The sequence below is a fragment of the Haloarcula taiwanensis genome (assembly GCA_002844335.1).
GTDB classification, from domain to species: domain Archaea; phylum Halobacteriota; class Halobacteria; order Halobacteriales; family Haloarculaceae; genus Haloarcula; species Haloarcula taiwanensis.
Genome location: CP019154.1, coordinates 2,353,232 through 2,376,545, shown reverse-complemented (window position 1 = coordinate 2,376,545; position 23,314 = coordinate 2,353,232). Strand labels below are relative to the sequence as shown.

At 64.6% G+C, this 23,314-nt stretch carries 19 protein-coding genes; 12 read left to right on the top strand and 7 right to left on the bottom strand.

From position 1 onward, the window contains the following. Positions 1 to 203: 203 nt before the first annotated feature. Entirely contained in the window at positions 204 to 539 is a 336-nt protein-coding gene (locus BVU17_12035) for a hypothetical protein (GenBank protein AUG48217.1), read from the bottom strand. 92 nt (positions 540 to 631) lie between these two features. Here BVU17_12035 and BVU17_12030 point away from each other — a divergent pair, with 92 nt between their 5' ends. The 4 genes from BVU17_12030 (at position 632) to BVU17_12015 (ending at position 8,745) form a co-directional block, all read left to right on the top strand. Beyond that, positions 632 to 2,629 carry an alpha-amylase gene (locus BVU17_12030; protein ID AUG48216.1) on the top strand — a complete coding sequence of 666 codons (1,998 nt, stop codon included), beginning with the start codon at positions 632 to 634 and terminating at the stop codon, positions 2,627 to 2,629. Between the two features lie 126 nt (positions 2,630 to 2,755). Next, positions 2,756 to 7,291 carry a glucoamylase gene (locus BVU17_12025; protein ID AUG48215.1) on the top strand — a complete coding sequence of 1,512 codons (4,536 nt, stop codon included), beginning with the start codon at positions 2,756 to 2,758 and terminating at the stop codon, positions 7,289 to 7,291. A gap of 50 nt (positions 7,292 to 7,341) precedes the next feature. After that, positions 7,342 to 8,286 (top strand): glucose-1-phosphate thymidylyltransferase, encoded by a 945-nt coding sequence (locus BVU17_12020; GenBank protein AUG48214.1) that lies wholly within the window; start codon positions 7,342 to 7,344, stop codon positions 8,284 to 8,286. Positions 8,287 to 8,415: 129 nt separating this feature from the next. After that, a complete protein-coding gene (locus BVU17_12015) occupies positions 8,416 to 8,745 on the top strand; it encodes a hypothetical protein (GenBank protein AUG48213.1) in 330 nt (109 codons plus the stop codon). 10 nt (positions 8,746 to 8,755) lie between these two features. On the opposite strand, the gene BVU17_12010 is transcribed toward BVU17_12015, so the two are convergent. Next, positions 8,756 to 9,811, bottom strand: coding sequence for a glycosyl transferase family 1 (locus BVU17_12010; GenBank protein ID AUG48212.1), 1,056 nt, complete (start codon positions 9,809 to 9,811; stop codon positions 8,756 to 8,758). Positions 9,812 to 9,953: 142 nt separating this feature from the next. Between BVU17_12010 and BVU17_12005 the strand changes: the two genes are divergently transcribed. After that, entirely contained in the window at positions 9,954 to 11,444 is a 1,491-nt protein-coding gene (locus tag BVU17_12005) for a 4-alpha-glucanotransferase (GenBank protein ID AUG48211.1), read from the top strand. A 6-nt stretch (positions 11,445 to 11,450) separates the two neighbouring features. Here BVU17_12005 and BVU17_12000 read toward each other — a convergent pair whose 3' ends face one another. From BVU17_12000 to BVU17_11980, 5 genes are all read right to left on the bottom strand, one after another. Then, the gene (locus BVU17_12000; protein AUG48210.1) at positions 11,451 to 12,302 is read right to left on the bottom strand and encodes an initiation factor 2B; all 852 of its coding nucleotides are present in this window, start codon (positions 12,300 to 12,302) and stop codon (positions 11,451 to 11,453) included. A gap of 85 nt (positions 12,303 to 12,387) precedes the next feature. Continuing rightward, on the bottom strand, positions 12,388 to 13,608 hold the full coding sequence (locus BVU17_11995; protein AUG48209.1) for a glycerol-3-phosphate dehydrogenase: 1,221 nt from the start codon (positions 13,606 to 13,608) through the stop codon (positions 12,388 to 12,390). A 237-nt stretch (positions 13,609 to 13,845) separates the two neighbouring features. Then, complete coding sequence (locus BVU17_11990; protein AUG48208.1) at positions 13,846 to 14,622, bottom strand: oxidoreductase; 777 nt, start codon at positions 14,620 to 14,622, stop codon at positions 13,846 to 13,848. A 96-nt stretch (positions 14,623 to 14,718) separates the two neighbouring features. Then, complete coding sequence (locus tag BVU17_11985) at positions 14,719 to 15,396, bottom strand: helix-turn-helix domain-containing protein (GenBank protein AUG48207.1); 678 nt, start codon at positions 15,394 to 15,396, stop codon at positions 14,719 to 14,721. An 86-nt stretch (positions 15,397 to 15,482) separates the two neighbouring features. After that, the gene (locus BVU17_11980) at positions 15,483 to 16,031 is read right to left on the bottom strand and encodes a hypothetical protein (GenBank protein AUG48904.1); all 549 of its coding nucleotides are present in this window, start codon (positions 16,029 to 16,031) and stop codon (positions 15,483 to 15,485) included. Positions 16,032 to 16,384: 353 nt separating this feature from the next. On the opposite strand from BVU17_11980, the gene BVU17_11975 reads away from it, so the two are divergent. From BVU17_11975 to BVU17_11945, 7 genes are read left to right on the top strand one after another with little or no spacing between them, the layout of a single operon-like run. Then, positions 16,385 to 18,622 carry a secretion system protein gene (locus tag BVU17_11975; protein AUG48206.1) on the top strand — a complete coding sequence of 746 codons (2,238 nt, stop codon included), beginning with the start codon at positions 16,385 to 16,387 and terminating at the stop codon, positions 18,620 to 18,622. Then, positions 18,612 to 20,504 (top strand): hypothetical protein, encoded by a 1,893-nt coding sequence (locus BVU17_11970; protein AUG48205.1) that lies wholly within the window; start codon positions 18,612 to 18,614, stop codon positions 20,502 to 20,504. Before BVU17_11975 ends, BVU17_11970 begins: the two co-directional genes overlap by 11 nt. Beyond that, positions 20,501 to 21,226 carry a type IV pilin gene (locus BVU17_11965; GenBank protein ID AUG48204.1) on the top strand — a complete coding sequence of 242 codons (726 nt, stop codon included), beginning with the start codon at positions 20,501 to 20,503 and terminating at the stop codon, positions 21,224 to 21,226. Before BVU17_11970 ends, BVU17_11965 begins: the two co-directional genes overlap by 4 nt. Further along, positions 21,219 to 21,665 carry a hypothetical protein gene (locus tag BVU17_11960; protein AUG48203.1) on the top strand — a complete coding sequence of 149 codons (447 nt, stop codon included), beginning with the start codon at positions 21,219 to 21,221 and terminating at the stop codon, positions 21,663 to 21,665. The genes BVU17_11965 and BVU17_11960 overlap by 8 nt, the downstream gene beginning before the upstream one ends. After that, positions 21,662 to 22,366, top strand: coding sequence for a hypothetical protein (locus BVU17_11955; protein AUG48202.1), 705 nt, complete (start codon positions 21,662 to 21,664; stop codon positions 22,364 to 22,366). Before BVU17_11960 ends, BVU17_11955 begins: the two co-directional genes overlap by 4 nt. Further along, positions 22,359 to 22,763 (top strand): hypothetical protein, encoded by a 405-nt coding sequence (locus BVU17_11950; GenBank protein ID AUG48201.1) that lies wholly within the window; start codon positions 22,359 to 22,361, stop codon positions 22,761 to 22,763. The genes BVU17_11955 and BVU17_11950 overlap by 8 nt, the downstream gene beginning before the upstream one ends. Then, positions 22,760 to 23,293, top strand: coding sequence for a hypothetical protein (locus tag BVU17_11945; protein ID AUG48200.1), 534 nt, complete (start codon positions 22,760 to 22,762; stop codon positions 23,291 to 23,293). The genes BVU17_11950 and BVU17_11945 overlap by 4 nt, the downstream gene beginning before the upstream one ends. The last annotated feature ends 21 nt before the right edge of the window (positions 23,294 to 23,314 follow it).

The window sequence follows — 23,314 nt, the reverse complement described above, 5'->3', positions numbered from 1 at the left end:
ATTTCTATGCATACTTGGCCTATACCATTCTATAACTCGGGGATATGGTTGTATTCATTCTTAAATAGAATTTATTAGGTTCAAAACACCCTATCTACTTCTATATATATATAGTAAAGTGCAGGATATGGGGTCATTCGTCCAGAGAACCTCTATCGGAATGGGGAATATGCCCGTCGAACGGCCGGGGTGCGCGCCGACTGTTACCGCTTGAGCAGACTCACCGCGAGAACGACGAAGTACGTCGCCAGTCCCCAGCACGCCGCGGCGACGACGACCGGACCCAGCAGCACCGCGAGGCCGGCGGCACACACCAGGAGCGCGACCGCCGACGCCGTCCGCACGCCGCGGCGCTCCCACAGCGACGCGGCGGGTGTGTCCAGAAGAAACAGCGCCTCGACGCCCAGTGCACCGGCCACGCCGACCACGACGGCGACCCCGGACTGGAGTGTCTCGACCGCGGCGGTCCAGCGCAGATACGCGAGGAGCACGAGCCCACAGAGCAGGGCGAACGCGGCGTCGCGTCGGTACTCGGGCACAGGGGCGGTACAGGCCCCACTCGGAAAGCGCTGCTGCCGGGGAACTTCTCGGCGACCCCAACTACAAAGACACTGACAATCGCAGTGCACCTATGCACCATCCTGGACCGCCGCGGTTCGTGTCGACGGGCGACGAGGTCGAACTCGCGCCCCGGGACCCGGACCCGACGGCGGACTACAGTTGGCACGTCGCGCGTGCGCCGGTACAGTCCACTGCCACCCTCGGCGACGACCCGGTCGAACACTTCGTCCCCGACACGCCGGGCAGGTACACCGTCCGCCTCACCGCGCCGGACGGCAAGCACGACCTCACCGTCCGCGCGTTTCCGGGGGGGCTCGAATCCAGCGGGTCACACACTTCGGGGCGCTCCGGTCGTTCCGGTGGGGAACGCGGGGGCGTCTCCGGCGGGCAAAGCGGCTCCGGCGGCGACGACGAGTACACGCTGGCAGATGACAGTAGCGACGGCGGCGGTGGCGGCGGCCGCCCGCGCCTGACCCTGCGGCCGGCCATCGAGGGTGACGAGGCCGTCGTCCGCGCGGACCGAAGCCCCCACCCGGAGGGGAGCGAGGCGGCCGCCGACCTCGCCGTCGAGTATCTGTTCGACGACCGCGACGACATCGACGCCGACGCGGTGACCCGGGACGGGACAGCCCTCCGGATCCCGCTGGACGCGCTCCCGGAGCGTGCCCGCATCCACGCCGTCGCGGTCGGGGACCACGGCTACAGCGTGCCCGACGCCGTCGAATTTACGCGCACCGCTGACGGCGTCGAGACGGTGGCCAGCGGGGCCGGCGTCGCCGCCACCCGCCCGTACGACGCGCCCGAGTGGGCCGAGGACGCGGTCATCTACGAGATTTACGTCCGCACGTTCGCCGGGGACAGCGACGACTCGCCGTTCGATGCCATCGTCGACCGACTGGACTACCTCGACTCCCTGGGCGTCGACGTGCTCTGGCTCACGCCGGTCCTGCAGAACGACCACGCGCCCCACGGCTACAACATCACGGACTTCTTCGCTATCGCGTCGGACCTCGGCACCCGCGCGGACTACGAGCGGTTCGTCGAGGCGGCCCATGACCGCGGGTTCAAGATACTGTTCGACCTCGTCTGTAACCACTCGGCGCGGACTCACCCCTACTTCGAGGCCGCCCGCGACGACCCAGACAGCGAGTACCGCGACTGGTACGAGTGGCGCACCGACACCGAACCGGAGACGTACTTCGAGTGGGAACACATCGCGAACTTCAACTTCGATCACCTGCCGGTCCGCCGGCACCTGCTCGATGCGGTCGCCCAGTGGGCCGACCTGGTCGACGGGTTCCGCTGTGACATGGCCTGGGCCGTCCCGAACAGCTTCTGGCGCGAGATCCACGACTACTGCAAGGACCGCGACAGCGAGTTCCTGCTACTGGACGAGACAATCCCGTACATCCCCGACTTCCAGGCCGGGCTGTTCGATATGCACTTCGACTCGACGACATACGCCGCGCTCCGGCAAGTCGGGGGCGGCGGCGACGCCGAGGCCGTCCTCGGTGCCATCGAGGGGCGGGCGGAGATCGGCTTCCCGGAGCACGCGTCGTTCATGCTGTACGCTGAGAACCACGACGAGACGCGCTACGTCGTCGACTACGGGCGCGACGCCGCCGAGGCCGCCGCGGGCGCGCTGTTCACGCTTCCGGGCGCGCCGCTACTCTACGCCGGTCAGGAGTTCGGCCAGCGCGGCCGTCGCGACGACCTCGCGTGGGACCACGCCGACGAGGCGCTCCAGTCGTTCGTCAGCGACCTTGCGGCAGCCAGACACGACCAGCCAGCACTGTCGGCCGACGCGGACCTGCTCCGCATCCCGTACGAGGTCCGAGACGGGCCGTCTGACCGTGTCGTCGCGTACGCACGGGCGACTGCCGAGGACGCAGCCGTTGTGGTACTCAACTTCAGCAGCGAGCCGACGACGGTTGAGCTGCCGGCCGTGACCGCCAACACCGACCTTGTGTCCGGGGAGCACCGCGGCGGTGCTGGTGACGGGAACGCGACCGTTACAGTCGATAGCGTGGGTGTGTTCCCGGCCGCCGGGAGCGACCTGCGCCAGTAATTCGCGCGGTCGGGTCCGTTCAACGATAGCGGCTCCGCCCTCCCGGGATATGCGGTCGTGGCCTCGAAGTATCACTAATTTGTCCGAACCACAGGAGTTTATAGAGATTGGTCTGCTTTGATGTGTATGCGGCTTTCGACAGCGCTCAACGAATACAAGCGGACTCGTCACGAGCGCTTTCCAGAGGAGCGCAGGACTGTTTCAGGCTCTTTCTCGGGGCACGGTGATCGACTCGTACACGTCGGCGAAGACGGAACACTGCAGGACTACTCCGATTCGCTCTCCGGGCTCTCCGGCATCGATCGCTCCCGACTCGGGGTTATGCTTGGAGACGAAACACGGTGGTTCAGCGACCTAGAGACCATCAGACAGCACTACTACCGCGAGACGCGGCTCGTCGAGACCGAGTACGACGCGGGGTCGTTCACCGTCCACCAGTACGACCTGACGCTTGGACGGGCACACGTCACACACGTCGCGATGCGCGGGGCGGTTCCACAGAACGCCAAGCTCGTGGCGTTCGTCACACTGGCCCCCGAAAACAGCGACAGCGGCGTCGGCTCGCTGATTCACGAAGACGCCGGGCCCGACAACTCGCGGGTACTGGAAGTGTACCACCGGCGGGAGCACGATTACCTTGCTTCGTCGACCGGGCTAGACGCCGTCGCCGGACAGCGACCGGAACGGCTCGCAGAGATACTTTCGGATAGCCCGGTCGAGTTCCCGCGGTCGGAGCCGGTCGAACGGCGCGACCAGACCCGGCTCACCGGCGATTTCCTCGTGACCGCGCCGCTTGACCGGTCCGGGCGCAGCAAGGACACGACGCTCGTCAGTCAGCTCTCGAACCACGACGAGGTCGACCGGGAAACGGCGCTTCTGGACCTCGCCGACTGCATGACAGCGCACACGACCTCCGACGACCTCCGGCAGGCCGGGCGGGAGCGAACACGCATCGACGTGTCCGAATCAATGACACGCTCAGACTCGATACGCATGGACCTGCGGGTGCTCGACCTGCTGTCCTCGCCGACCGGCGGTCGCATCGCCGCCCCGGAGTTCGACCCCTTCTACTCGAACTCCGGCGGCTACGGCTACGTCTGGTTCCGCGACGACGCCTCTGTCTCCCGGCATCTGCTCGAAGCCGGCGACCGACTCGAAATAGACACTGTCGAGATGTTGCTTGAGAGCGCTGAGTTCCTCTGTAACAGCCAGCTCCCTGACGGCCGGTGGCCCCACCGCGTCTGGGCCGACACGGGGGATATCGCCCCGGGCTGGGCCAACGCTCGGGTCGAACACAACGCCGAATCGCCGGAGTATCAGGCCGACCAGACCGCGACCGTCACCGCCTTCCTCGCGACGTTGCTGCGAACGCATCGCAGCAAGATGGACGCCGAGTTGACAGCGACAGTTCGAGGGACTATCGAGGCGGCCGTTGACACGCTCATCGAAGACATCGCGGCCAACGGCCTCCCCGAGCCGTGTCAGAACGTCTGGGAGGACTCCATCGGCCAGTTCACACATACTACTGCGACGTTCATCGAGGCCTTCGCCGCGGTGGGCCGCGCTCCGATGCCCGAGTCGGTTTGCGAGCGGAGCTTGGCGGCAGCCGACAGGCTGCTGGATGGGCTCGATACGCTCTGGGACAGTGATCTGGGTGTGTACGTGATCGGGCTGACAAACGGGACCCCGGACCACCGTATCGACGCTGCGGGACTCCACCTCGCGGACGCGCTGCAGGAGTACGACAACGTCGAGTCGACGACGCTCTCCGACCAGCACCTCACCCGTCTGGCGGACCACGTGAGCACGACGCTCGACACGCTCTTCCGGAACCCCACCGAGAGCCGGGTCGCGGGACTGGCCCGCTACGAGGGTGACCGCTGGCGGACCGGCCATCAGGACAGCGAGAAGATCTGGACGGTTACGACGGCGATGGGGGCACTCGCTGCCGCTCGCGTGGGCGATATGCTGAACGACCGCGACGAGCGTGGCGACGCGTACCTCGACCGCGCGAGCGACCTGTACGAGCTACTCGAAGAGGACGGGCCGCTCACGACCGACGCCGGCTACCTCGCCGAGCAGGCCTTCGACGACGGCGACCTCGACAGCGCGACGCCGCTTGGCTGGTCGCATGCGTTGCGGCTTCACGCGACTGCACGCCTGGGTGAACTGAACGCACTCCCGACGACCTCAGCCGGAACTGAGGGGCCGAGCGAGCGACCGACCTGGACGACCGGGGAGAAGTACGGCGTCGGCACCGTCGCCGACCACGACGAGCAGGACCCCTCGCGCGTCTGGTTCACGCTCACCGAGGGCGCGCTGACGGAGGCCCGCTACCCGCAGGTCGACCTCATGAATCTGCGGACGCTCGATTTCCTGGTTCGGTGTACGGACGAGACGGACTACGCCGTCCGGACCCACCGGGAGAACCGCCGGACCGACGACAGCGTCAGGCGGCGCGTCGAGCCCGTCGACGACGAGGCGCTCCTCTATCGCCACGTCTTCACCGAGACCGGTGACGGCCGGGGCCACGAGTGGACGCTGACCGTCGACTACGCGACTGACCCCGAGCACGACGCCATCGTCGCCGACGTGTCCTTCAGCGCCGAGGACGGCAAATCATACGACGTGTTCTCGGTCGCGGACATCGCGCTCACCAGCACGGTCACCGAGGACCGCGCTATCAGATACGGCCAGCCCGGGAGCTACCACCTCGTGGGCCGGAACCCTCGCGCCTACACCGATCAGACGGACAACGACTTGCTCGTCGACGAGAACGGCGACGCCTACTCTATCGCCGTGGCGATGGCTGCGGCCGGACGCTTCGACTGGGCCACCGTCGGTGCGGCCGGCAGCGACCGTCTCGACGGGCTGTACTCGGACGGCGACCTCCCGGACCCGGTCGAGTCGATCGACGGGACGAACCTCGTCCTCATCGGTCGGCTGGATTCGGGAACGAGAGTCAGCGACACGGTCGCGCTCGGCTTCGCGCGACAGGCTGACACCGCTGCCGCGCTGGGCGAAGCCGACGGCGCGCTCGACCGCGGCTACGAGACGGTCCGTGCCGAGTATGCCGACAGCTGGGCCGATTTCCTCTCGGACAAGCAACTCCCGGACTCGGTTGCTGACGACGAAGCGCTGGCGAACCAGTACAGAACCGCGCTGATGACGCTGCTGGCCGTCGAGGACAAGACCTACCACGGGGCCTCTATCGCCTCGCCGTCCGTGCCGTGGGGCGAGGCCGTCCACGCCGAGGAGCCCAAGGGCTACGGCTACAACTTCGTCTGGTCGCGGGACCTCTATCAGGTGTTCAGCGTCTTCGACGCCATCGGGTCGCTGGACATCGCCACCGACCAACTGGAGTACATCTACGAGTACCAGCAGGACGAGGCTGGCTTCATCCCGCAGAACACCTACGTCAACGGGACGACCCGCTGGGGCGGCGAGCAGATGGACAACATCTCGTTCCCGCAGGTGATGGCCTATCGGCTCGCCGAGAGCGGCGTCGACTTCGAGGACGTTGAGTACAGCTACGAGAACGTCCGGCGGTCGGCTGAGTACGTCGTCCGCCACGGCCCCGAGACCGCACAGGAGCGCTGGGAGGAGGAGGCCGGCTTCTCGCCGTCCTCGATTGCGGCCGAAATCGCGGGGCTTGCGTGTGCGGCGAAGCTCGCGCTCGACACCGGCCACGAGGCCGACGCGCTCGTCTGGCTGGCGCTGGCCGACCAGTGGGCGAACAACGTCGAGGCCTGGACCGCGACCGAGACCGGGACCGAGCGCCACACCAACACGCCCTACTACACGCGAATAACGCTCGATGGCAACCCCGAGATGGGGCACCTCCGCACGCTCGCCAACGACGGTCCGACGCTGGACGAACGCAACATCATCGACGGTGGCTTCCTCGAACTCGTCCGGCTGGGTATCAAGCCCGACGACGACGAGACCATCCGGAACTCGCTCGTCGAGGTCGACGACACCATCAGCGTCGACACGGAGCACGCACCCGGGTTCTACCGGTACAACGGCGACGGCTACGGCGAGCGTGGTCGGGACGACCAGGGCGCACCGTGGACGGTCGAACACAAGGGGAAGGGCCGCCTCTGGCCGCTGCTCACCGGCGAGCGCGCCGAGTACGAACTCCACCGCGACGACCCGGACATCCCGCCCGAGAACTGTCTTCGGATGATGCAGGACGTGGCGAACTCGGGCCGGATGATCGCCGAGCAGATATGGGACCGTGGCCACGCGACCGAGTACGACTGGGAGTTCGCCGAAGGGACCGGCTCGGCGACGCCGTTGGCGTGGTCGATGGCCCAGTACGTGCGGTTAGCCCACGGTATCAGCGCCGGTAAACCGGTCGAGACGCCCGCGTTCGTTGACGACCGCTACCGGGAGCGACGGGCCCACACTCCTGATCGCAGCCCCGCGCTCCGCGTCGATACGCAGTTCCGCGGGAACGAACTGGTCGTCTCCGGCGAGACCACTGGTGTCTGTGTCGTCGTCAAAACGCCCGCCGACATCACGTACATCTCCGTCGATGACCGCGAATTCGAGGTTGCAGTCGATGTCGACCCCGGTGAGAATCAAGTGATTGTTGCCGCCGCAGACGACGAAGACCTGGTCACTGCCGGGACAACTGTCTGGCAGCTTAACCTGTAGAATCCCTCATAAGTGAGAACCACTTTATAATTCGCCTCTGACTGTGGGATATGGACGCGATTGTTCTAGCTGGCGGCTACGCCACACGGCTGTGGCCGATCACGCGGCGTCGACCGAAGATGCTACTCCCGGTTGGTGAGACGACCGTCATCGACGGTGTCTTGCAGTCGCTCGAAGCTGACGACCGTATCGGGACGACGTATCTGAGTACGAATGAGGCCTTCGCCGACGAGTTCGAAGCCCATATCGACGAGAGGGGCTACGAAAAGGTCCAACTCTCCGTCGAGAGCACGGAAGACGAAGACGAGAAGTTCGGCGTCGTCGGCGCGCTCGCGCAACTGATCGAGCGCGAGGGCATCGACGACGACCTGTTCATCATCGGCGGCGACAACCTCATCGGCTTCGACCCCTCGGAGTTCCTCGACTTCTTCGAGGACCGCGACGGGCCGGCACTCGCTGCCTACGACGTGGGTTCGCGGGAGAAAGCCAAGTCATACGGGCTCGTCGAACTCGACGGCGAACGCGTCGTCGACTTCCAGGAGAAGCCTGACAACCCCAAGAGCACGCTTGTATCGATTGCCTGCTACGCCTTCCCGGCCGACTCGCTCCGCTTCGAGGAGTACCTCTCTGGCGACAACAACCCCGACGAACCGGGCTGGTACATCGACTGGCTGCAACAGCAGGAACCGGTGTCCGCGTTCACGTTTGACGATGTCTGGTTCGACATCGGGACACCTGAGTCGTATTTCGAGACCGTCGAGTGGAAACTCGACGGCGGGTCGCTCATCCACCCCGACGCGACCGTCGAGAACTCTGAGATTGGGACCACTGTCCACGTGATGGCCGGGGCGGAAGTGACTGACAGCAGCCTCGACCGGACCATCGTCTTCCCCGACGCCGAGGTCAACGACTGCGACCTCGACGAGACGATTCTCGGTGAGGATGTCACCGTTGAGGGGTACAACATGTCGGGGTCGCTCATCATCAACCGCTGATGGCTCGCGACGACGGGTCCACTGTTCGAATGCAGGACTCACGACGGGCCACCGCCAGTCACTGTACCGCTGGCGAAGGACTAAGTGACAGAGCATCATTTACTCGCGGTAGGCGAGATATCTGATAACATGGCACAAACAGAAACGGAGCCAGTCTCGTTTGAGATGACAATCGACGATGGCCGGACCAGAATCGACGTCTCGGGCGACCGCGACACGGCCGTCGTGGTCCGCTCGAAATCGGGCGAAAAAATATACCTGCCGCCGGAGGATTTCGACCGCCCCCCGGAGGACAGGCAGACACCGTACGACAGTCCCTACCAGTCGGCTGACGGGACCGCCGATAGTCCGTACCGGACGCAAACGGACACAACGTCCGTGACAGGGTTGGAGCCGACCGCCGACGGCTACCTGATCGTCCACCCGGAACCGGTCACGGACGTTCGCTTTCTCCGGTGAGCGCGGCCGGTCAGGCCTCGTTTAGAACCTCGTGGTAGAACTCGACGTGTTCGTCAGCGACTTCGCCCCAGGTTCGGACGTCGTACTCGATGGGCGTCGACAGCGATAGGGCGTGTTCGATCCCCTCGGCGATGGAGTCCGAATCGGGTTCGACCTCGATGACACAGTCCTCGTTGAGGAGTTCTGCGGCTCCGCTCTCGCAGGCGACGACGCGCGTCCCGACCGACAGCGCTTCGACGATGGTGATTCCGAACGGCTCTGCAAGTGACGGTGAGACGAACAGGTCCGCGCTGTTGTAGTAGTCCCCGAGCTCTGACTGTGGGAGATACCCCGGGAAGTAGACACGGTCTTCGATTCCCAGTAGCTCCGCGAACCGTTCGAGCTGTTCGGTGAGGTGCCCTGAGCCGCCGAGTACGAGGCTCACGTCGTCCCGGCCGAGCTTCGAGAGCGCGTACAGCAGGTACGACAGCCCCTTCTGGTCGGTGTGTCGCCCGACGAAAAACAGCATCTTCCCGTCGATACCGAGTTCCGCCTTGATGTCCCGGCCCGTCGGCTCTACCGACGAGAACCCGTTGTAGATGACTGTCGAGTCGGCGTCGTACTGCTCACGGATCCGGCGTTGCGTGAACTTACTCACCGCGAGTAGGTGGTCCGTTCGGTTCGCGACCCGCTGTTCCGTCTCGACTTCCCGCTGTGGCGGCGTCACGTTACGGTCCGCTGACAGCGAGTGGAACGTCGAGATCCACTCGACATCGTGGGCCGATTTGGCCCGCGACCCGGGATTGTAACCGAACCAGTCGTTCGTGTGGATGATGTCCGCGTCGGCCGCTTCGTCGGCGAACTCTCCAGCTAGCCGGCCAATACGGGTGATGATGTCGCCGCTGCCTGTCGGCACGCCGTGGATGCCGTCGCGGTCCGGCGGCGCGTACTCCGCGGGCAACACCAGCTCGAACTCGATGTCGTCTCTCGGTTCGAGCTGTTCGAACAGCTCCCCGATAGCGGTATCAAGCCCGCCGGTGATGTTGGGTGGGAACCCCCAGCCAAGCATCAGAACGTTCGGTGGCATCTCTGTAACTGACTCTCTCGTCATAGCATCAAATGGATACAATATATATGTTTGCGTGCGCCCCGTTTCCGCGTCTGTAAGCAGACACGCTGGCAGTCAACAACCCCGCCCATTGAAATGCCTGTCAGGGCAACAGGTGCGTATGCAATTCGAACGGCAGAGTGGCGTGTTTCTCCATCTGACGTCGCTCCCGGGGCCACACGGTATCGGTGACCTCGGTTCCGGCGCGCGGGCGTTCGTCGACTTCCTCGACCGGGCGGACCAGTCGCTGTGGCAGTTCTGCCCCCTCGGTCCCACGGCGAGCATCCACGGGAACTCCCCGTACCAGTCGTCGTCCGCCTTCGCCGGCAACCCGCTGCTCATCGACCTCCGTGACCTCGTCGACCGCGGCTATCTCACCGCGGACGAGGTCGAACCGCCGGGTGACTTCTCGCAACAGCAGGTCAACTACGACCGCGTGACCGAGTTTACGGAGCGCCGGCTCCGGACCGCCTACGAGAACTTCGACGAGAGCGCGGCCGAAGCCGACCGGAACGCTTTCGCCGAGTTCTGTGAGCGCGAGGCCGGCTGGGTCGACGACTATGCGCTGTTTACGGCGCTGAAAACCGAGTTCGATGACGCCGGCTGGATGGACTGGCCGGACGACATCAGAACGCGCGAGCCAGCGGCCATGGAGCGATATCAGGAGGAACTGGCCGATGACATCCGCTACCACAAGTTCGTTCAGTGGTGCTTCGACAGCCAATGGGAGGCGCTGGCCGAGTACGCGGCCGAGCGGGACATCGGTCTCGTTGGCGACCTCCCCATCTACGTGGGCCTCGACTCGGCGGATGTCTGGGCATACCCCGAGGTGTTCCGACTCGACGACGACCACTACCCCGCGGAGGTGGCCGGTGTCCCGCCCAATCCCGGCGACGACGGCCAGCGGTGGGGGAACCCGGTGTACGACTGGGAGACACTCCGTGCGAACGACTACGGCTGGTGGGTTGACCGGTTCGAGCGGCTGTTCGACCTTGTCGACATCGCCCGCATCGACCACTTCAAAGGCTTCGACGAGTTCTGGTCGATTCCGGCCGAGGCGGACGACCCGGCCGCCGGCCAGTGGCGCGACGGCCCCGGGGCGCACTTCTTCGAGACAGTCAGAGACCGACTCGGCGAACTCCCGTTTTTCGTCGAGGACCTGGGCTTTCTCGACGAGAGCATCGTCGCGCTCCGGGACCAGTTCGGCTTCCCCGGGATGCGCGTGCCGCAGTACGCCGACTGGTGCGAGGAGGGGCATATGTACCAGCCGATGCACTACCCGGAGTCGGCCGTCGGCTACACGTCGACCCACGACACCGACACTATCGTCGGCTACTACCGCGGGCTTTCCGACCGCCAGCGCGACTGCCTCCACTACAACCTCGGCACTGATGGAGACGAAATCAACTGGGATCTCATCGAGGCGGTGTGGAACTCGAACGCGGTTGTCGCGATGACGACCATGCAGGACCTGCTCGGTCTCGGTAGTGACGCCCGATTCAACGTCCCCGGCACGGCAACCGGGAACTGGCAGTGGCGGGTGACCGATGCGGCGCTCGACGCTGATGTTGCTGAGCGACTTCGCAGGGTCACCGACAGGACGATCCGTTGAACAGCTTCAGAACTGCAGGATACCGTCTTCAGTGACGACCGTATCGAGCAGGCGGGTCGGCGTCGCGTCGTAGCCCGGATTGCCGATATCGAACCCCTCCGGCGGTTCGAGCATCACGTCCGACCCCTGCCGGAACGTGTTCCGGAAGCTGAAGCCGCTCCCGATGAACTTCGACGATGTCCCGACGACGGTCACGGGAACGTCAAGCTCGTTGGCCGTCGCGGCCAGCGGCAACGTCCCGATACGGTTGTACACCACGTCGTCGATGAGGCAGTTCATGCCGACGAAGACGCGGTCGGCCTCCGAGAGGTAGTGGCCCGTCGCACCGTCGACGATAAGCGTCACGTCGGCCCCGTCCCGGTCGGCCAGCTGACGGGCGGTTCGACGGCCCAGGAAATGCGGCCGGGACTCGCCCGCGTACAGGTGGAACTCCTTGCCGTCGTCCAGCGCTGTCATGAGCGTCGCCATCACTGTCGAGGAGTTCTCGTGTGTCACCAGCACGTCGCCGTCGTCGATGAGCGTCGCCGCCCGTTCTGCCGCACGGTCCTTGCTGGTCTCGATTTCCGTGACGACATCGTCGATTGTGTCACGCAGTCGTTCCTTGGCCGCCGGGACCGAGTCGAGGTCGGCGTCTTTCAGATCCGTCACGATGCGTTGCTGTGTCGTGTACAGCGGCGCATGCGAGCGGTTCGCCCGCTGGAGTGCGCTGCTGTTGCGCTCGACGACACGGAGAAAGTCCTCGACCGTGTGGCACTCGCGGTCTGTCAGTTCCCGGAGCGCGTTGGCAGCTTTCACGGCGGCAATCGAGGAGCTCTGTGTCTCCATCTCCTTGATCTGCCGCACGGTCTCGTTTATCATGAGTGCACGTGCGGCTGCCACCCTTATAACGGTACAGTCGGCTGACACCCCTCGCTTCCGGTTTGAATCAGGGCATGATGGACGGTTACGTCGACCCGACCACGTCTTGGTCAGTCGGGCCCTGACCGTCGAACTCGGCCACGAGCGCGTCCAGTTGTTTCGGGTCGTCGACGCCCGGGAGCGTCTGGTCCGCAGTCCGACAGGCAGCGTCAACGCCGAGGTTGTCACAGACGCGGTCGGCGGTCGCCTCGGCCATCTGCCGATAGGTGGTCAGCTTGCCGCCGACGATACTCGCCATGTTGTCGACGCCGTCGTCGGCATGGTCGAGCAGGAAGAAGCCCCGCGAGATACCGCGGCCGCGCTCCGCCTCGTCTGGCGCGTACAGCGGTCGGACGCCCCACCAGGTCCGGACCTCGGGTGCGTCTGCAACTGGCGGCAGCATCGCCGCACACTCCTCGATGCTCTCCTCGATCTCCCACTGCTCCGTCTCGTACTCGTCCGGGTCGCGGACGGGCACGCTCGTCGTTCCGAGGACGGCCTCGTTCTCGTGTGGCACGACGATGTCGCCGTCGTCGGGGTCCCGACAGCGGTTGAGTACCGGCCCGAGGGCGTCGTACTCGACTGAGACCATCACCCCTCGCGTCGGTTGCATCTCGACGTTGAGGCCGGCCATCGCGGCAAACTCGCCAGCCCAGGCCCCGGTCGCATTGACGACGTAGTCGGCCTCGATACTGTCGTCGGCTGTCCCGCCGACCTGCACGCCGACCACGTGCCCGTTCTCGACGAGGACGTCTTCGACGGGTGCGTGTGGGTGTATCGTTGCACCGTGGTCGCGCGCGTCTGCGGCGTTTGCGGCGACGAGCCGCGACGGATAAATGACGGCGTCCGGGACTTCGAACGCGCGCTCAACGTCGGGCGCGAGGTCAGGCACTCGCTCGCGGGCCGCATCGGCGTCCAGCGTCTCGACGGGGATACCGACCTCCGCACAGGCCGCCCGCTTGGCCTCGAAGTAGTCGGGGTCGTCCGCGGCGAGCTGGACGAACAACCCGCCGGTGTCACGGATGCAGGCTCCGGCGATCTCCTTGAGTATCCGGTTTTCGGCGATGCACTCCTCGGCACCGACCCGGTCGGCCTCGGCGTAGCGGGCTCCGCTGTGTAACAGTCCGTGCGAGCGCCCGGAGGTACCGCTTGTCAGCCCGTTGCGCTCGACGAGCGTCACGTCGACGCCACGGAGTGCGAGGTCACGAGCGACGCCAGCGCCGGTCGCGCCACCACCGACGACAAGGACATCCGTCTCAATTGCCATGTGTGTGGTTAGGGAGGGCGACGTAAGGTTCCTCCGACACCGGGCGTTTCGGCGACTGTACGTCCCGTTTCAGCACGCGGAAATCGCACAGACGACGGCAACGAACGCGATGTGGTAGTGCGGTCAGTTAGCACCTGACAGCTGGCTTCGGCGGCCAGTACTGCGTGTGTCAACTACACCGGAGGCGGCGTTTCGATCCGACCGTCGCGACATCGTTCGACAAGTGCGGTGGCCGTCTCAGATATCCTGGCCGGTCGGCCTGATCAGGAGTTCGTTCACGTCCACGCGGGCGGGCTGGCTCGTCGCGTACACGATGCCGCGAGCGATATCGTCGGGGTGGAGCATCGGAAGATCCATCTCCGCGAACCGCTCAAGCACCTGCTCGTCCGGGACGTGTGTCGCGAGTTCCGTATCGACGGCACCCGGTTCAATAACTGTCGTCCGGATGCCCTGTGTCGTTACTTCCTGCCGGACTGCCTCAGTGAACGCGTTCACCCCGAACTTCGTCGCGTTGTAGCCGCTCGAATCGGCCGACGCGCGGCGTCCCGCGACGGAGGAGACGTTGACGATGTGGCCGCTTTCCTGCTCTTGCATGACCGGGAGCACCGCGTGGGTGAGGTTCATCAGCCCGAGCAGGTTCACCTCGACCATCTGCCTGAGGTTCGACCGGTCTGCCCGTTCCAGCGGTTCGAGCAGCATCACGCCGGCGTTGTTGACGAGGATGTCGATGCGACCGTACTCGTCGGTCGTCGCCTCGACCAGCGAGTCGATGTCGTCTTCCTCGGTAACGTCCGTCGGTACAACAAGCGCCTCCCCACCAGATGACTCGATCCGGTCCGCGAGCGCTTCCAGTTCGTCAGCGCGCCGAGCTGCGAGTGTGACACTTGCGCCCGCATCAGCGAGCGCTTCGGCGGTTGCCTCACCGATTCCCGATGATGCGCCCGTTACAATCGCAACGTCGCCTGCAAGTCGCTGTGTGTTCTGGTCGTCGTCTGTCTCAGATTTATCTGTCATCGTCGTCCCGTAGGTGCGACGGCCACGAGCGTGCTTCGCTTACTGATAAGCCCGTTTATGTGACGACAGGGACGGTGCGGTCGAACAGGGGAACGGCTACTGCGCGAGCGCGTTCCGGAACTGGTCGGGGCCGACCGTCGAACTGATGAGCTGTTTTTCGGCTCGGCGCAAGAGATCAGACGCCGCGGCGGCTGACACATCGAGTTTGTCGGCGAGTTCCGCCGTCGAGCACCGACGTGGCGAATCGTAATACCCCGCAGAGAGGGCGACGGATATCGCTCGATACTGCCTGTCAGTGAGTCCAAACTGGTCGCGCTCGCCGGGGTTCTCGGGGTCTGAAGCGATGTTCAGCAGTTCGAGCGGGATGTCGTTGACCGCACACCGGTCCTGTAGCGCACTGAACGCGTCGTAGTCGGAGAACACCTTCTGTTCACGTATCCCCTCGCCGGTGACCGTCGCGTCCATCGCAACGCCCTCGAACTCCGCCGGGTCGTGAGATGCAACAAGACTCGACGCGTTGTCGACGACAATCTTGTAGAACCAGCCGTTGGCCGTCTGTCCAATCTCCGCCGCATCAGTGATCTGTGGCTGGGCGTCCAGTTCTCGTTCAAACGCGTCGCGGGAGTCAGCGTCGACGCTAACCGTCAGCAGCAGCTTTCCGTCTTCGAGGCCGACGGCGTTCGAAATCGAAAGTTCGCCGCTCGGAACCGAGTCCGCCACGCCGACCAGCGGAAGGGTTTCGTCGGCGAGGAGGATTTCAGCAACGATAGCCATAGCGTCCCATCGGATTCGACGTATATAGTCGCCAGCATCGCGAGTACAGGCACGCGCTGCCAGCACTGCTCCGGGTTCACAGGCCCTCAGTCAGAACTGGATGCCGCCTCACCTCCCAGCAACTGTCGTAGCTGTTCGATCAGGCCGCTGCCCCTGGAGTATCCGCGGTATACCCGCACGGAATCGAAGCCGGCGTAGCCGTGGTGCCCGGATTCGTCCCGCTCCCAGTACAACCACGCTGTCTCCTCTCCGCCGTCGAGCCCCATCTCATCGACCGGGAACGTGAGAACGAGCGACGACTGGTCGTCCGTAGCCTCGTCTTCTGGTTCCGTGATCTCGCCATCATCGATGGGTCGAGCACCCCCGCCGTCTTCCAGTGCGAGACGCGAGCCGAACCGATAGCGCACAGCCCGCTCAGTGGGATCGAACGTCTCACTGTCTCCATCGCTGTTGATAAACTCCGACTGCTTGACCGCGACGGTGACGGTTTCGTGGTCCGATAGGTCGATGAAGCTCTCCGCGTTCTCGGGCTGAATCTCGATTGCGATCTCGACCGGAAAATGGGCCGCCGCGACGCCGCTCAGGCTCGGAACCGCTGCTGCGGTCGCCCCCGCACCAAGTGTGCCTTTGAGTATCCGTCGTCGTGTGGCGGTTGTCGACTCTGTGCTCTCACCGTTCGGTGCCGGCTGCGTTTGTTTCATACAAATGACCTGATCCGTGGGCACGGTTATGATAATTCTGGTGCATATCACGAAAATACACATTCAAATCGACAGCACGCCTGCAAGACTGCGTCTATCACCCAACACCAACGATTATTCGACAGTATCAGACGGCCCTACCCTGTCGAGATTATGTAATGTTGAGAAACCACTCTCCTCGGATCTCCGCTACCCCTCATATACTCTTTTCTAGCCTTTATATTTTAATTAAATTCCGAAAAAGCAAGTCTACAAGTTTAAGTACAATAGCTGGGCTAAAACTGCGTATGACCGCACAGGCTGCCGCGGAGACCGCGCCGGAGGTCCCCGCACCGACGCCACCGGATGACGCCGACGCCTGGTACGCGCCGGACGTTCGTGAGCAAGACGAGGTGTATCCGGGCGTCGTCGTGACCGTTCGACGAGGTGCAAATAGGTTCCGGTACGATGTCCGTGATCCCGTGCTCTCAGCGTCAGAAGCTAACGCACTGTCGACTGTCGAGGCGCACTTCGCAGGTGCGAATATCGAGCGGCCACGGACGCGTGAGGGGGCGGTGGAGCGAATGAACGGGGGGTTCGATGCGAAACACCGCCGGGTCATCGACCGATTGATCGACGCGTCGCCGGCGAGCCGCCGCCGAATCGAGTACCACGCGCTCTCGTCGCTGGCGTGTTTCGACGAGCTGACTCCGTACGCGCTGGATTCCCGTATCGACGTCGCTGACGTGACTGACGACGGTGTCGTCGTCCATACCGATGATTACGCCCCGGCCGAGACCGACCTCGGAGCGGACCCGGCGTATCTCAATCGGTTCGCGAGCGAGCGTGTCGAGCGCCACACTGTCCGGTTTCAGGGGTTCGAGATTCCGGTCGTCGTCTACCGCGAGCATCTCCTCGGTGCCGACCCGTTCACGACGAAGTACGCGGTTCGAGAGCCGGACCTGCTCCCCGGCGACGAACAACTCATCGAGGTATGCAAGGAGCGTGTCTGGGAGACCGGCGTCAACGGCGTCGTCGAAGACCGCGTCGAGTTCGTCCGAGAACGCGCTCGCTCGTTACTGGCTCGGCAGCTAACCGTCCGTAACACGACCGAGTGGGTCGACGCCGCCCGCTACCGACTCCGGTCGGCGCTGGCCGAACTCGATCTGGCTGTCCCGCCGGTTGACCACCGGTTCGCCGACGACCGCCTCGACGACCTGCTGTACTACGTACTTCGGGATCTAGTCGGCTACGGGAAACTCACTGTCCCGATTCGGGACCACACGCTCGAAGACATTGAGGCGAACCGGGTCGACGAGCGCGTGAAGGTCCTCCCACGCGCCGATCTCGGCCACGACGGCCGGGTACCGACCAATCTCGCCTTCGACTCCGAGGCGGCCTTCGTCAACGTCGTCACGCAGTTGGCCGCTGATGACGGTGTTGAACTCAACGCCTCGAATCCGAGCGCGAAAGTCAATATCGACCCTGATGGGGACGGTCTCCACGACACCGACGACACCATCCGCTGTGCCGTTGCTCTACCGACTATCAGCGAAGGCGGGCCCCACATCTCTATTCGAAAACAGTCGAGCGATGCGATGACACCGGTCGATCTGGTCCAGCGTGATTCGCTGCCGACGGAACTGGTCGCGCTGCTGTGGCTCCTGTATGAATCCCACGGCGTCGTCCTCTTCTCGGGGCCAACCGGGGCCGGCAAAACGACCCTCATGAACGCCCATATGCCCTTTATCCCGTATCGGGACCGCCCCATCAGTATCGACGAAGGGTCGCGTGAGGTCCGGATTCCCCACGAGACAGGCGTTTCGCTCACCACTCGGGACCACGAGCGGGACCACCGCCGCGTGACGATGGCCGATCTGATGACACAGTGCAATTATCTGAACCCAGATGTCGAGGTCATCGCCGAAATCAACACGGCCGCGTCGTTCGAGACCTTCGCTGAGACGCTCAACACAGGTCACGGCGTTATCGGGACGACCCACGCTGACGACATTGAGTCGCTGGTCAACCGCGTTATCGAGAAGGGCGTGCCGACCTATCTGCTCGAAGAGATAGATCTCGTCGTATTCCCTCGGCACGTCGATGGGGAGCGCTACGTCGGTGACGTCGTCGAGTTCGTTGACGACCCGTCCGTCGCCGAAGGTGGGAACGACCGGAGTGGGACGATACACAAGGACGGGACGACAATCCACTGGAACAGCGTCTGCTGGCGGCGGCCCGACGGGACCTTCGAATTCGGCTATGACCACCCGCAATTCGGCGATGACCGGCGGCAGGTCGACACTGGTATCTTCGACCGGCTCTCGGACCTCCGTGACAAACCGGTCTCAGCCGTCGAGGACGCGTTTCACCGTCGTCACCGGTACGTCCAGTACCTCGTTCAGGAGGGCCTGACTGACTTCGACGACCTGTTCAGCGTGCTAGCCGACCTAGAGACGAACGAGGCAGCGACCGTCGAGCGACTGCGGCGACAGACTGGTACCCCAAACAATCCGCACCTGGAGGTCGGTACGGGTGACGACTGAGGGCGGCGAGACACTCGGTTTGCTCGACCGGGGTCTGTACGCCCTGTTCGCCCACCACGCCGAGGATGACAGCCACGCAAGCACGCGTGACCGCTACCGGGCCGCCTATCCAAGTGCTGGCTTCGGCGTCTACGTTGCCAGGGTGTACGGACTCTCGTGGCTGGCACTCGTTGTGGGCGTTATCGGCACCGCCACGGTAGCGATGCTCGTGCCGCCGGGGACTTTCGATTCGTTCGTCGCGGTGCTCCAGCAGAGCCTCCCGGTCATCAACCGGCTGGCGCTACCAGAAGTCCCTCGGCTTCTCGTGGCCACTATCCTCGGAGCGGTCGCTGGCCTCACGCTCAAACGGGGCGTGTTCGTCGCCGGCAACCGGTATCTCTCGTGGGTCGCAAACGCGCGGCGTGCGGACATCGCAGCCACGCTCCCCGGCGCCGTCCGATACCTCAGAGTCCTCGCGTCCGGAACCCACGACCGGCGAGAGATGCTCCGCGCCGTTGCCGAACAGGACGCCTACGGCGAGACAGCGGTCGCCTTCCGACGTGCGCTTAACCAAGGCATCCTCACCGGGAGTCTCGACACTGGTATTGAGCGGGTCGCCAGCGAGACACCTTCGCGAGACCTGCTGGCCCCGTTTCTGCTCAAATTCCGCGAACATGCGAATCAGAGCGCCGAGGCGCTGGAGGGATATCTGGAGATGGAGGGGCGCTTGCTCTCGCACGAGCAGAGTCGACAACACGAGCGGGCGACTGGTTATCTCGAACTGCTCGCGGAACTGTTCGTAGTGTTGCTGGTGTTGCCTGCGCTCGTGGTGCTCATCGTCACTGTGATGGGTATTCTCGCGCCCGGCCTCTCCGAGCCTGTTGCGACGCCGCTGGGCGAAACGACCGTTCGCGCGATCGTCGTCTACGGGAGCGCGGCGTTCGTGATGGCTGCCGGGTTGCTGGCGGCGTTTGTCGTTACGACGCTCCGTCCGCGGAACACGGCCGCTCCGAGCTATGGCCTGCCGGATGGCCCTGTCGCAATCCTCATGACGATTCCCTCGAACCCAGCAAGTGCACTCCTCGCCTGCGTGCCGTTGGGCGTGGTCGTCGCCGCGGGTCTCTGGTCACTGGGCTACCGTCCGGTCAACGTCGCGCTCCTTTCGTATACCACCGTCGGCGTCCCCGTCGGTTTGGTAACGGCCCGTCGGGCCAGAGCGGACGACGCGAAGGACCGGGAGATACAGGACTTTGTTCACGCCGTCGCCGGCCACGTCGCGCTGGGCCGCCCGTTCCCAGAGGCGGTCCGACGTGTCGCCGACGACGTGGAACTCGGCGCGCTCGCCAGCGATGTCCAGTCGCTCGCGTTCACACTGTCGCTGGGTGATAGCCCCGGCGACGCCGCGGCCGACCGCCGGGCCGCGGCGCTGGACCACTTCGTCGATCGCGTCGGTACGCCGATGGCCGAACAGACCATCGGGCTTGTGGTCGGCGCGCTGGATACGGGGAGCGATGCGGAGGACGTGTTCGAGACGCTCCAGACAGAGATCGGTCAACTCTACCATCTGCGGAAATCCATCCGATCAGCCCTGCTTGTCTACGTTGCGGTCGGTTGGACGACGGCGCTGCTCGTCATCGGCATTACCGTCGCTGTCAACGTCTACGTCCTCGATAGCTTCGCACAACTGTCGTCGGTCTCTGGCGGTGCGAACATCGCCTTCGACCCGAGCGCGATCAAACCCGTCCGGGAGCAACACCGGTTCTACGTCGTCACGCAGGCGACGATGCTGGCCTGTGGTTGGTTCGCCGGCACGGCGAGCCGCGGCGCCTACGAAGCGCTGTTGCACTCCTCGGGGCTGGTTCTCGTCGCATACGTTGTCTTCGCGGGGGCTGGTCTGATTTGAAGCGCGATACCGACGCCCAGTCACACGTTGTCGGCGTGGTGTTGCTGCTGGGGCTGACCGTCGTCGCGCTCGGTGGGCTGACGGCCGTCGTCGGGACTGTCGTCGACGGCCACACCGCAACCGCCAACGAGGCCCGCGTCGCTAACATGTTCGAAACGTCGTTCCGACCAGTGGAGCAGACGGGCCACCAGACGGCCCGTGTTCGGTTTACTGAAGGGCGGCTGACTACAGTCGAACGAGAGCTCCGAGTCCGCAACGACTCCGGCGTCCAGCGAACGGTCCCCGTCGACGCAGTGATCTACGATTCCGGCGACGACCGTGTCCGTTTTCTCGCCGGGAGTGTTGTTCGCGGGACCGCGGGGAACGCGTGGCTCGAAACGGACCCGCCGGTGACGGCGACGCGGGACGACACAGCGGTCATCGTCGGCGCACCGATTGTCAACGCCAGCGGTGGCACGGTGTCTGGCACCGGCGGTGTGTCCGCTGGTATCCGCCAGAACGTCAGCCACGAACGCGAACAACTCCCGCCTGACAACTACAGCGTGGCTATCGAGACGGCGACTCCACGGCCGTTCACCGACTACTTCCAGCGTGTCGGTGCAACCACGCGAGTCAGGGACATCGACGGCGATGGCGTCCAGAGCGTCGTAGCGACGTTCCCAGGCCGCCGGACGCTGTATCTTGTCCGTCACGATATGCGGACGGAGGTGAGCCATGGATAATCGCGCGCTCAGCACGGTCGTCGAGAAACTGCTGAGCATGGGGATTGTGCTGCTGTACATCGGAGTAGTGACGACCACGCTGTACGGCGGCACTGTCCCGGCGTATCAATCCGCCGTCGGGGCGGAACTCGGCGATCGAACGCTCGCCGAAGCGACGGCCCGCGTCGAGCAGGCCATTCCGCCGGAGGCCCGGGCCGTCTCGGCGACTGTTCGGGTATCGCTCCCGAAGACTATCGATGGGGCAGGATACAGTATTCGGACTGATGGAGATACTCTCGTCCTCGACCATCCTAACCCCGAAATCGGCGGCCGAGCACAGCCGGTGTTGCCCGACAGAGTCGATACCCTCGAAGGTGAATGGCAGGCGGGCAGTCCGACTGTGGTCGTTGTCTCTGGAACCACGGGGAGCGTGACGGTGACACTGGAGGCGGAGCGATGACCGTGTCGAACCATCGTTCTGACGCCACCATGCGTGCCCAGACGTCGCTCCCAGCGCTTGGTATCGCGCTCGTGCTCCTGACTGTTGTCACTGGTCTGGGTGTCGCGATGGCCGATACCGCGATTACCGGTGCGGATAGGACCCCCGACGAGCGACGGGTCGCTGCCGCAATTGCTGACCGACTCGTCGCGGTGGACGGGCCGCTGGCCGCCCGGAGCAACGTCCTCAATCAATCTCGGGTAGACGACTTCGACCAGGCGGCGCTGGAGCGGAGCGCACCGCCGGCCAGTGAGTATGCGGTCAGCGTCGAGTTGGCTGACGAGGAAATCGCACGCAGTGGCACAGTTTACAGCGGGACACAAATCACCCGTCTCGTCGTGGTCGAGTCTCGGGAACCACGGACACTCTCACCCGACTTGGCGACGACCGACGCGGTGACGCTCCCTCGCCGGAGCGCACAGGCCACCGTAACTATCGACCCGCCGGCGGGCACGACTGTCTGGACGGTCCGCGCTAACGACCGGGTCGTCCTGCACAACCGGAGCGGGCTGGACGGCAGCTACGCGGTCCCGCTGGTGCCCTACGAGACGACGGCGCTGCGCTTCCAGCGGGCCGGCCAGCTCGAACCAGGCAACGTGACCATAGAGTACGACGCCCCGCGGTCGACGAAAGAGACGCTGGTGGTGACCGTCGATGTCTAGAGCGCAACTGCCGCTGTCGCTCGTGGAAGTTGCCCTCGGCACAGTGTTGATTCTCAGCGTCGCGCTCGGGTTCGCCCTGGGGACGCCAGCGCCGGACCGACAGGGGCCGCAACTTGATGCCTACGCTTCGGACACGGCGGCCATTCTTGCTACTGACCCGCCGCGACACGGCGGTGCGACGCGACTGCAGGAGGTCGTGTCTAGTCCGACTGCGTTCGACCGCGAACGGAGCGCGCTTTCGAACCGGGTCACACGCATCCTGCCCGACAACGTCCTCTTCCGGGTCGAAACACCGCACGGTGCGGTCGGAACACCGACGCCTCAGGGCGTCAGCACCGGGACTGCAACTGTGCCGACGGGACACGGGAGTGTCCGGATCACCGTGTGGTACGCGTGACCCGGCGCGGACAGCTCGTGCTCGTTGCGGCCACGGTCATCGCCGTAGCGCTCGTCCCAATTGTGCTCGCCTCGCTCCAACTGAGCTATCACGATGACGTTCGGGCGACGGCCGACTACGATGACGACCCGTCTGCTGACGCGCTTCGAGTCCTTGAGCGAGCCGTGGCAACTGAGAGCACGTCCATCCCGAGCCAATACGCCTGGACCGCGAACGAGTCGGCGGTGACAGCCGTTCGAACCGGACTGGGTCCTCGGCTTGACCGCCTCCAGACATCCCGCATTGAGGACGGTGTCCATTACAATATAACCTACAACGGTACTGCCGCACAGCAGTGGAAAGCCGAAAACTGTCCGTCGGGACCGGCCCGCCAGTTCGGGGACTGTACCGCCGACCGCGGCGTCGTCGGGCAGGACCGCGTGGGTCGCACACATGTTCTCGCCGTCAGCTTCGATGTGACGACAACAACCGAGCGTGGCGAAACCACCGTCACCGTGGTCCTGGAAACCAGTGGGAAGTCCTCCCGGTGAGTGCAAATCACACACCGTCGC